The 10434-nt window shown below is 70.6% G+C and carries 10 protein-coding genes; 4 read left to right on the forward strand and 6 right to left on the reverse strand.

All coding sequences use genetic code 11. From position 1 onward, the window contains the following. Nucleotides 1-333: 333 nt before the first annotated feature. Nucleotides 334-2259 (forward strand): PIG-L family deacetylase, encoded by a 1926-nt coding sequence (locus ACWGH0_RS15330; RefSeq protein ID WP_453404626.1) that lies wholly within the window; start codon nt 334-336, stop codon nt 2257-2259. Nucleotides 2260-2332: 73 nt separating this feature from the next. Further along, nucleotides 2333-3040: a DsbA family protein gene (locus ACWGH0_RS15335; RefSeq protein WP_453404618.1), complete on the forward strand. Its 708-nt coding sequence runs from the start codon at nt 2333-2335 to the stop codon at nt 3038-3040. Nucleotides 3041-3137: 97 nt separating this feature from the next. Here the strand turns inward: ACWGH0_RS15335 and tuf are convergent, their stop codons facing one another. The 6 genes from tuf to ACWGH0_RS15365 form a co-directional block, all read right to left on the reverse strand. Beyond that, nucleotides 3138-4331, reverse strand: a complete 1194-nt coding sequence (gene tuf / locus ACWGH0_RS15340) for an elongation factor Tu (protein ID WP_069927451.1) — start codon at nt 4329-4331, stop codon at nt 3138-3140. A 145-nt stretch (nt 4332-4476) separates the two neighbouring features. Beyond that, on the reverse strand, nt 4477-6606 hold the full coding sequence (fusA, locus tag ACWGH0_RS15345) for an elongation factor G (RefSeq protein ID WP_453404619.1): 2130 nt from the start codon (nt 6604-6606) through the stop codon (nt 4477-4479). Between the two features lie 38 nt (nt 6607-6644). After that, on the reverse strand, nt 6645-7115 hold the full coding sequence (gene rpsG / locus ACWGH0_RS15350) for a 30S ribosomal protein S7 (RefSeq protein WP_028812383.1): 471 nt from the start codon (nt 7113-7115) through the stop codon (nt 6645-6647). A gap of 2 nt (nt 7116-7117) precedes the next feature. After that, the gene (gene rpsL, locus ACWGH0_RS15355) at nt 7118-7489 is read right to left on the reverse strand and encodes a 30S ribosomal protein S12 (RefSeq protein WP_003948652.1); all 372 of its coding nucleotides are present in this window, start codon (nt 7487-7489) and stop codon (nt 7118-7120) included. A 264-nt stretch (nt 7490-7753) separates the two neighbouring features. Beyond that, entirely contained in the window at nt 7754-8380 is a 627-nt protein-coding gene (locus tag ACWGH0_RS15360; protein WP_453404620.1) for a hypothetical protein, read from the reverse strand. 106 nt (nt 8381-8486) lie between these two features. Then, nucleotides 8487-8933 (reverse strand): helix-turn-helix domain-containing protein, encoded by a 447-nt coding sequence (locus ACWGH0_RS15365; RefSeq protein ID WP_453404621.1) that lies wholly within the window; start codon nt 8931-8933, stop codon nt 8487-8489. 461 nt (nt 8934-9394) lie between these two features. Here ACWGH0_RS15365 and ACWGH0_RS15370 point away from each other — a divergent pair, with 461 nt between their 5' ends. Further along, complete coding sequence (locus ACWGH0_RS15370; RefSeq protein ID WP_453404622.1) at nt 9395-10144, forward strand: hypothetical protein; 750 nt, start codon at nt 9395-9397, stop codon at nt 10142-10144. Beyond that, nucleotides 10141-10329 (forward strand): hypothetical protein, encoded by a 189-nt coding sequence (locus ACWGH0_RS15375; RefSeq protein ID WP_453404623.1) that lies wholly within the window; start codon nt 10141-10143, stop codon nt 10327-10329. Before ACWGH0_RS15370 ends, ACWGH0_RS15375 begins: the two co-directional genes overlap by 4 nt. Nucleotides 10330-10434: the final 105 nt, after the last annotated feature.

A 10434-nucleotide genomic window follows, 5' to 3' on the forward strand; every position in this document is an offset into this window, starting at 1 on the left:
CGGTGGGCCGTATGCCGGTGGCAGCGCTCACTTCCGGGAATCGGAGCTCTCCTCGGGGCAACCCCGGCACCCCTGCTCACGTCTAGTCCTGCGCGGCCCGGCCACGGGGGGCGGGCCGCGCCACAGGAGACGGAGCGCGGGGCCGTGGGCAGCACGAACGAGGGCCGCCCCGTGCGCCCGGACGACGTACGCGACCTGCCGGGGCCCCGCCCCGGGCGACGCGCGGTGCTGACCACCACCGCCGCTGCCGCCGCGGGCCTCGGGCTCGCCTCGTGCTCCGTCCCCGCCCCTCGCCGCACCGGCCCCGCGCCCGATCCGCTGCCCGGCAAGCCGATGTCCCGGCCCCGGCGCGCGCTGCTGATGCAGATACTCGCCCACCCGGACGACGACCTGTACTTCATGAACCCGGACACACAGGGGACGCTCGGCTCCGGCGTCCCGGTGGTCTGCGTGTACGTCACGGCGGGCGAGGCGAACGGCGTCAACCGGATACCCGGCGCGGGCCCGCAGCCGGCCGACCGCGCGGCGTACTCCTCGGCCCGGCAGCAGGGCCTGCGCCAGGCGTACGCGTCCCTGCTCGGCCTCCCCCGTTTCACCGCGTGGCGGAGGTCCGTGACCGCGCTGCGCGGGGGCCACCGGGCCGAGCGCGACACGCTCACGCACCGGGGCCGCCGGGTCGAGCTCGTCTTCCTCAACCTGGCCATGCACACCCGGTGGGGCCGGGCGGGGCTGCCCAGCCTCTGGGAGGCGCGCGGGCTGTCGCTGCGGACCGTCGTGGCCGACGGCTCGCCGCTGCGCGAGGCCGGATCGTACGACTACGACGGGCTCGTCGACGTACTCGCGGGGCTGCTTGAGCGCTACCGGCCCACCGTCGTGCAGACCCTCGATCCGGACCCGGACATCCAGCACAGCGACGAGGCGACCCGCCGCCGTGACAGCGAGCAGCCGGGGTACTCCGACCACGCCGACCACACAGCCGTCGCCTCGTTCGCCTGGGCCGCGCTGATCCGGTGGGTCGCGGAGGCCACGCAGGGCGGTGGCGCGGTGCCGGGCTTCGTCGCCACCGCCTTCCGGGGGTACTACAACCGGCACTGGCCGAAGAACCTGCCCGCCGAGGTGCTGAGGGAGAAGGCCGCGCACCTGGTGCCGTACGGCGGCGCTCCGGACTGGGAGTGCGGGAACACGGCGGGCTGCGGGGACTACAACGTGGGCGGGGACCGCCCGCTCACCAACCCCAAGGGGTGGGTCCGCTCGACGCACTACCGCTACCCGGGCGCCCGTACGGTCGTCGCCACCGGCCCCGACGGACGTCTGACGGCATACGGCGTGCTGGGGCTGCGCCTCGCGCGCCGGCGGGAGACGGCACGGGGCAGCGGCGTGTGGGGCCCGCCGGACGATCTCGGGGGCGGTCCGCTGGCGCCCGTGCTCGGCGCGGCGACACTCGGCGACGGCCGGCAGCTGCTCTTCGGGCTGCGGTTCTCCGCGCTGGCGGGGCACGGGGCCGCCAACACGCGCGAGATCGTCGTACTGGAGCAGCGGACGCCGGGCGGTCGTTTCGGTGCCTGGACCGGTCTCGGCAACCCGGAGAGCCGGCAGGACAGGGGGCGGCGCATCGGCTCCCCCGTGGCGGTGGCCGGGCCGGACGGGCGGGTGCACCTCTTCGTACGGAACGCGGACAAGGGCGTCAGCACGCGTGTGCGGGACGCCGCCGGGCGCTGGAGTCCGTGGCGGGACCTGGGCGGCGGGGAGATACAGGACGGGCTGGCCCCGGTGGTGGACGCCGACGGCCGGGTCCACCTCTTCGCGGCGGGGCGCACGACCGTCCACCACTGGGCGCAGGAGACGCGGGGCGGGCCGGTGGGCGCGCGGCCGGTCACGGGCCTGCCCGCGCCGGGCGACTCCCCCACCGCCCTCGCGGCGCCGGGCGGCGGCATCGACCTGGTCTACCGGCGGCCGGCGTCGGACCGGCTGACGACGGCGCGGGTCGGCGGGGGCCGTCCCGCGCGGCTGCGGTTCGACGGGTACGGCGCGGTGGACGCCGTACCGGCGCCGGCCGGACCGGTCCTGCTGGGGCGGGACGGCGAGGGCCGGGTCCAGCTGCTGCGGGACGGGCAGGTCGTACGCCGGACGGGGGCGGCGCTGGAGGGCGCGGTCCTGCACCTGGGCCCGGACGGCCCGGCCGTGGTCGGCCTGACCCCGGACGCGGTCCCCTGGCTCTGGCGGCCCCGGGGCGCTTCCGCTGGTCCGCGACATCCATGACCACCAGCAGAAACGCACCGTAGAGTCCTCCTCCTCACTGCCGGGGAAGGGGAAAGAACCGATGTTCATGCGGGTGAGACGAAGATCCTGGCTGTTGCCGGTCCTGACCACTGCACTGGGCCTGTCGGTGGGGGCGTGCGCCGACCCTCGGGACAGCAGGCCGAATCCGTACGAAAGGCCCGCCGGCTACAGTGCGGCCGCCGATCTGCCCGAGGCGCTGTCGGACGACGGGACCACCGTCGTCGTGGGCAATCCGCGCGCCTCGATGGTGGTCCGTGTGTACGAGGACATGCGGTGCCCGGTGTGCGAGGAGTTCGAAGTCGAGGGCGCCTCGGCGGACCTGCGTGAACTCACGCTGCTGGGCGACGTACGGACGGAGTACGTCCTGGCCTCTTTTCTCGACGACCGGCTGGGGGGAAGCGGTTCGAAGCGGGCCGCCAACGCCCTGCGCGCGGCTCTGGAGGAGGACAGGTTCGTGGAGTACCACGCCGTACTGTTCGCTAACCAGCCCGACGAGGCGACGGACGGCTACACCGACGACTTCCTGCTGCGCATGGCCTCGCAGGTGCCGGGCCTGCGCGGGCCCGCCTTCGACTCCGCCGTCAAGAAGGGTGAGTACGACCGCTTCGTGTCCGCGGCGCAGCAGGAGTACGAGACTTCCGCGGGCGGCCGGGGCACGCCGGCCGTGGATGTCGACGGCAAGCCGCTCCCCGACGGCGAACGCGGCGTTCTCTTCACCCGCGGCACGCTGCTGCTGTACCTCGCCACCCTCGAAAGCTGAGCCGCCGAAAAGCCGAAGGGCCCCGGACCCGCCGCGAACGGCGGGGCCGGGGCCCTTCTTGGTGCTCGTGCAGGAGCAACCAGGTCAAGCCACGAAATTACTTCGTGATCTTGGTGACCTGGCCGGCGCCGACGGTCCGGCCACCCTCACGGATGGCGAACTTGAGGCCCTCCTCCATGGCGACCGGCTGGATCAGCGCGACCGTCATGATGGTGTTGTCGCCCGGCATGACCATCTCGGTGCCCTCGGGGAGGGTAACGACGCCGGTCACGTCCGTGGTACGGAAGTAGAACTGCGGGCGGTAGTTGTTGAAGAAGGGGGTGTGACGGCCACCCTCGTCCTTCGACAGGATGTAGGCCTGGGCCTCGAACTCGGTGTGCGGCGTGACCGAACCGGGCTTGATGATGACCTGGCCGCGCTCGACGTCCTCGCGCTTGATGCCACGGAGGAGCAGACCGACGTTCTCACCGGCCTGGCCCTCGTCGAGCAGCTTGCGGAACATCTCGATGCCGGTGACCGTGGTGGTGGTCTTCTCTTCCTTGATACCGACGATGTCGACGGTCTCGTTGACCTTGAGCACACCACGCTCGATACGACCGGTGACGACGGTGCCACGACCGGTGATCGTGAAGACGTCCTCGATCGGCATCAGGAACGGCTTGTCGACGTCGCGCTCGGGCTGCGGGATCGACTCGTCGACGGCCTTCATCAGGTCGAGGACGGTCTGGCCCCACTCCTTGTCGCCCTCGAGCGCCTTGAGCGCCGAGACCTTGACGACCGGGAGGTCGTCGCCCGGGAACTCGTACTCGGAGAGGAGCTCACGGACCTCGAGCTCGACGAGCTCCAGGATCTCCTCGTCGTCCACCATGTCGGCCTTGTTCAGCGCGACGACGATGTACGGCACGCCTACCTGGCGGGCCAGGAGCACGTGCTCCTTGGTCTGCGGCATCGGGCCGTCGGTGGCCGCGACCACGAGGATGGCGCCGTCCATCTGCGCCGCACCCGTGATCATGTTCTTGATGTAGTCGGCGTGACCGGGGCAGTCGACGTGCGCGTAGTGACGCGACTCCGTCTGGTACTCGACGTGCGCGATCGAGATCGTGATACCGCGCTGGCGCTCCTCAGGAGCCTTGTCGATCTGGTCGAAGGCCGAGGCCTCGTTCAGGTCCGGGTACGCGTCGTGCAGCACCTTGGTAATGGCGGCCGTGAGGGTCGTCTTACCGTGGTCAATGTGACCGATGGTGCCGATGTTGACGTGCGGCTTAGTCCGCTCGAACTTCGCCTTCGCCACTGGGTCCTCCTGGAGTGGTTCTGTACGCCTTGCTTCATCGGCGCCAGGTGATCTTTGCTGGGATGCCGACGGCCGGGACTTCCCTTGCGGGTCGCGGGGGAAACCCCGGCAGTCGGGTCAAGCCTAAAGCGTCAACTCGGGGGAGCTACTCGCCCTTGGCCTTCGCGATGATCTCCTCGGCGACGTTCCGCGGAACCTCGGCGTAGGAGTCGAACTGCATCGAGTAGCTTGCGCGACCCGAGGTCTTGCTGCGGAGGTCTCCGACGTAGCCGAACATCTCCGAGAGGGGCACGAGGCCCTTCACGACGCGAGCGCCGCTGCGCTCCTCCATGGCCTGAATCTGGCCACGGCGGGAGTTGAGGTCGCCGATGACATCGCCCATGTAGTCCTCGGGCGTGGTGACCTCGACGGCCATCATCGGCTCGAGGAGCACGGGAGAGGCCTTGCGGGCACCCTCCTTGAACGCCTGCGAACCGGCGATCTTGAAGGCGAGCTCCGAGGAGTCGACCTCGTGGTAACCACCGTCGAGAAGGGTGACGCGAACGCCGACCATCTCGTAGCCGGCCAGGATGCCGAACTGCATGGCTTCCTGCGCGCCCGCGTCCACCGAGGGGATGTACTCCCTGGGGATGCGGCCACCGGTGACCTTGTTGACGAACTCGTACGAGGCGTCGCCACCCTCGATGGGCTCAAGGGCGATCTGCACCTTCGCGAACTGGCCGGTACCACCAGTCTGCTTCTTGTGCGTGTAGTCGATACGCTCGACGGCCTTGCGGATCGTCTCGCGGTAAGCGACCTGGGGCTTGCCGACGTTCGCCTCGACGCGGAACTCGCGCTTCATGCGGTCGACAAGAACCTCGAGGTGAAGCTCGCCCATACCGCCGATGACGGTCTGGCCGGTCTCCTCGTTGGTGTGCACCTGGAAGGAGGGGTCCTCCTCCGAGAGACGCTGGATGGCTACACCCAGCTTCTCCTGGTCACCCTTGGACTTGGGCTCGATCGCGACCTCGATGACCGGAGCCGGGAAGTCCATGGACTCCAGGATCACGGGCTTCTTCTCGTCGCACAGCGTCTCACCGGTGGTGGTCTGCTTCAGGCCCATGACGGCGATGATGTCGCCGGCGCCCACCGATGCGATCTCCTCACGCTTGTTCGCGTGCATGCGGTAGATCTTGCCGATGCGCTCCTTCTTGCCCTTGACCGAGTTCAGCACGGAGCTGCCGGCCTCGAGGCGGCCCGAGTAAACCCGGACGAAGGTGAGCTTGCCGAGGTGCGGGTCGCTCATGATCTTGAATGCAAGACCGGAGAACGGCTCGTCGTCGGACGGCTTGCGCTGAACGACCAGCTCGGGGTCCTTGACGTCGTGGCCCTCGATGGCCTCGACGTCCAGGGGGGAAGGCAGGTAGCGGACGACCGCGTCGAGCAGGGGCTGAACGCCCTTGTTCTTGAACGCGGTGCCGCAGAACACCGGGGTGACGGTGACGGAGTCGGCGCTGCCCTTGGAGGCGAGGGTGATACGACGGATGGCGGCGTACAGCTGGTCCACGGAGGGCTCGGTGCCCTCCAGGTACAGCTCCATCATCTCTTCGTCGTTCTCGGCCACGGCCTCGAGGAGCTTGCCGCGCCATTCGTCGGCAGCCTCGGTGTGCGTGTCCGGGATGTCGACGATGTCGTACATCTCGCCCTTGGCGGCCTCGGCGGACCAGACAAAGGCCTTCATCGTCACGAGGTCGACGACGCCCTTGAAGTCGGCCTCGGCACCGATGGGGAGCTGCATGACCAGCGGAACCGCACCGAGGCGGTCGACGATCATGTCGACGCAGCGGTGGAACTCGGCGCCGGTGCGGTCGAGCTTGTTGACGAAGCAGATGCGCGGCACGCCGTAGCGGTCCGCCTGACGCCACACGGTCTCGGACTGCGGCTCGACGCCCGCCACACCGTCGAACACGGTGACGGCGCCGTCGAGGACGCGGAGCGAACGCTCCACCTCGACGGTGAAGTCGACGTGACCCGGGGTGTCGATGATGTTGATCGTGTGATCAACCTCATTGAGCGGCCAGTGACAGGTCGTCGCGGCAGACGTGATCGTGATGCCGCGCTCCTGCTCCTGCTCCATCCAGTCCATCGTGGCAGCGCCGTCGTGGACTTCACCGATCTTGTAAGACACACCGGTGTAGAAGAGGATCCGCTCGGTGGTGGTCGTCTTGCCCGCGTCGATGTGGGCCATGATCCCGATGTTGCGGACCTTGGCCAGGTCAAGCGAAGTGGTGGCCATAAGGCTCAATCTTCTCTCGGTCTCGATGTGGGTAGCGACTACCAGCGGTAGTGCGCGAAGGCCTTGTTGGACTCGGCCATCTTGTGGGTGTCCTCACGCTTCTTGACGGCAGCGCCAAGACCGTTCGAGGCGTCGAGCAGCTCGTTCATGAGGCGCTCGGTCATGGTCTTCTCACGGCGGGCGCGGGAGTAACCCACGACCCAGCGCAGCGCGAGGGTGGCGGCACGACCGGGCTTGACCTCGATCGGCACCTGGTAGGTCGCGCCACCGACGCGGCGGGACTTGACCTCGAGCGAGGGCTTGACGTTCTCAAGCGCGCGCTTCAGCGTGATGACCGGGTCGTTGCCGGTCTTCTCGCGGAGGCCTTCCATGGCGCCGTAAACGATGCGCTCGGCGGTGGAACGCTTGCCGTCGAGCAGGATCTTGTTGATCAGCGACGTGACAAGAGGAGAGCTGTAGACCGGGTCGATGATGACCGGGCGCTTCGGGGCGGGGCCCTTACGAGGCATTCTTACTTCTCCTTCTTGGCGCCGTAGCGGCTGCGAGCCTGCTTACGGTTCTTGACGCCCTGCGTGTCGAGGGAACCGCGGATGATCTTGTAGCGAACACCCGGCAGGTCCTTCACACGACCGCCACGCACGAGCACGATCGAGTGCTCCTGCAGGTTGTGGCCCTCACCCGGGATGTAAGCAGTGACCTCGATCCCGCTGGTCAGACGCACACGCGCGACCTTACGCAGGGCCGAGTTCGGCTTCTTCGGGGTGGTCGTGAACACACGCGTGCAGACGCCGCGACGCTGAGGGGAACCCTCAAGTGCGGGCGTCTTGTTCTTCTCGACCTTGTCCTGCCGGCCCTTGCGGACCAGCTGCTGGATCGTAGGCACTACTTCTCCGGTTTCTGTGTGCCGATCACTGTGAAACTAACCTGGAACACTCCCGGCCCACGCGGTCGGGTGTGTCGAACACTGGAAGCCTCCGCGAACGCGGAGAAGTCACAGGTTGCGGTGTGTGTTCTGACCTGGCTCACCGATGCGGACACAAGCACGCACGGCAGCACAGACACACCCCAGGCACAAGGTCTGAGCGTACCTACCTCATGGACTCCGGTCAAAACAAATGCCCACGCGCGGGACACGCCGGGCAGCAGGTTAGGGGGCGCGGCCCTCGTCGCGGTCCTCGCGCGCGGAGGGCCGGGCCGTGCGCAGCCTCGGTATCGTCGGAACTTTGGAGCTGCGGCTCTTCGGGACGAGGGTGGCGCGGGTGCGGCGGCGGGCGGCCGGGGCGGCTCGGGATGCCGCCGCGTCCCGGTCCGCCGCGTCGGCGGACGGCGCGGGGGCCGGTCCGTCGGTCGCGGCGCCGGCGGCCTCTCCGGTGGCGTCGTCGGCGGGGTCGTCGGCCGCGTGCCCGTCATGCGTGTCGTGCGTGTCGTGCTCGTCGTGCTCGTCATGGGGGAAAGGGATGACCGCGGCCCGGCCCGGGGTGCGGGAGACCACCGAGAGGCGCCGCGCCTGGTCGGCCCGGCGCAGGGTCAGGTCGTACTCGGCGGCCGCGTCGCGCCAGCCGTTCGCGTACGCGCGCAGTTCGCGGCGTTCGATCTCCGTACGCAGCAGCACGACCAGTTCGTCCGGTCCGTGCCCCTGGAGGTACTCGCCGAGCGAGGCGAGCAGTCCGGGGAGGTCCTGCGGGAGCGGCGCGGGCTTCGGAGAGGGCGGGTCGGCGCCGGGGCGGGCGGCCGGGTCGCCGGGCGGCCGGGAGCGCTCATCGCCCTCGACCATGCGTCTGCCTCTTCCCGTCCCGTCACTGCGCGGCGCCGCCGCCGGCATCGCTGCCTGCGCGCGGAGGGAGACAGGCCGCAGCAGCTTACTCGGCACCCACCAGGCGCTACTCCCCGATTTGCCTCCGGTCATGCCGGTCGGCGAGGGGCGGTAGGAACTGGCCGGCGACCCGCATGAACATGTCGCGCTGGTCCTCGGGCACGCCGAGTCCGGCCGCCGCCTCCTCCAGCGTGAGCCTGCGGGCCCCGCCGTCCGCACCCGTGGGCGCGGCGCGGGGCCGGTCGGGGAGGGGCAGGTCCTCCTCGCTGAGCCGGCCCGAGCGGATGAGCATGTCCCGGACCGGTACGCGCAGGACGTGCGCGAGGCGGCGGGTGGTCTCCAGGTCCGGCATGCTCTGGCGCTGGAGCAGCCGGGTGATGGCGGCGCGGTGCACGCCCGCCTCGTCGGCCAGCCGGGACTTCCCCCCGCCCCGGGGACTGTCGATGTCGTAGCCACGCTGCCGGATCAGGTCCTCGACCCAGCTCGCGAACCGGTCGAGCTCGCCGATGGTCATGAATGGTGCCTCCCTCCGAAGCACGCAACAGCCTAGCGCGCTTGCGCGCGCAGAATTACCCGCGCGCAAGGTGGTTCCTGTGTGGACTTTTACGTACACGAACGACCCGGATGCCGGTACTGCCAACGGGATATGTTGTTGCGCGCTCGCTCGCAACATGTCACGCTGCGGGCATGACCTCATTAGCCCCGCACCCCGTGGACGACGACGAGCGCGACCCGCGGTCCTCGTGGTGGCGCTCGGCCGCCGCCTGCTCCGGACTGCCCCCGCGTCGCCCGCCGGGAGAGGGACGCGGCGCCCGCCCTGCGCGCCTGCGCGCGCTGCCCTGTCGTGCGCCGCTGCGAGGAGACCGTGGCCCCCGCCGACAACTGGTTCGACGGTGTCAGCGCCGGACGCCTCTGGCGCAACGGCCGCCCGGTCGCCCGCACCCCGCACACCACCCAGCTCCGAGGGGAACGCTGATGGCACCCACCACGCCCGCACCGGCCCACGACTCCACCCTCTGGCTCGCCCTGCTGGCGCGCCAGCTCCCCGAACTGCTCGTCGAGCTGTCCCCCGGCACCCCGGGGCGGTCCGGCGACCGCCCGGAACCCACCGCCGCCGAACTGGCCGCCCGTGACGCCCGTATCCGCGAGGAGCGCCGCGACGCGCTCGCCGTCGAGCGGGACCACGGCCTCAGCGTTCCCGGCCACTCCGCCGCGCCGCTGCGGCTGCACGTCTCGGACGCGCTGCGGGACATCAGCGACGGCGTGACCGAACTCGACGAAGCGGTGCACGAGAAGCTGGGCCTCGGCCGGCCCCGCCGCGCCGGGGTGGCGCAGCGGCTCACCCGTATCGGCGCCCTGCTCGGACGGATCGCCGGGCATCCCGTGCTCGCCGGCCATGTCCGGGACGAACTGCGCCGGATGGCCCGGCGCTGCGGGCGCGCGCTGGGCGACAGCGAGCCGATGGTCAGGGTCGGCGGACGCTGCCCGTGGTGCGCGTCCGTCTCCCTGCGCGCGTTCCCGGTCCGGCGGGCGGTGCTGTGCGTGAACCCCGCCTGCCGGTGCGCCGACGAGGAGTGCGACTGCGGTACGGATCCCGCGTTCCGGCACGTCTGGCGGGAGGACGCCTGGGCCGCGCTGGTGGCGGGCGGCGGCGACCTCGGGGAGATCGGCGTGGCCCTCGACGAACGCGCTCCCGCTCGGGGAAGCGCCGGGGAGGCACGGTGAAGGCCGCGACCCAGCCGCTGATCACCGGGGCGCTCGCCGCGCGGGAGGCCGCCGTCGCCCCAGCGACCATCCGCAAGTGGGTGCAGCTCGGACGCCTCCGGCCCGCCGGACGGCAGGGCCGTGCGCAGCTCTTCCGCCTGGAGGACGTCTTCGCGGCGGAACGCGCGGCCCGCGGGCGCTGCTGAGCGGCCGTACCGCTGTCCCGAAACGCACGGAGGGCCGACGTACGAAGGCAGGGGGCGCGGGGGCACCGGTGCCCCGGGGCATGAAAAAGCGAGGCGGCCGCACCC

It is taken from the genome of Streptomyces sp. NPDC054887, assembly GCF_053610585.1.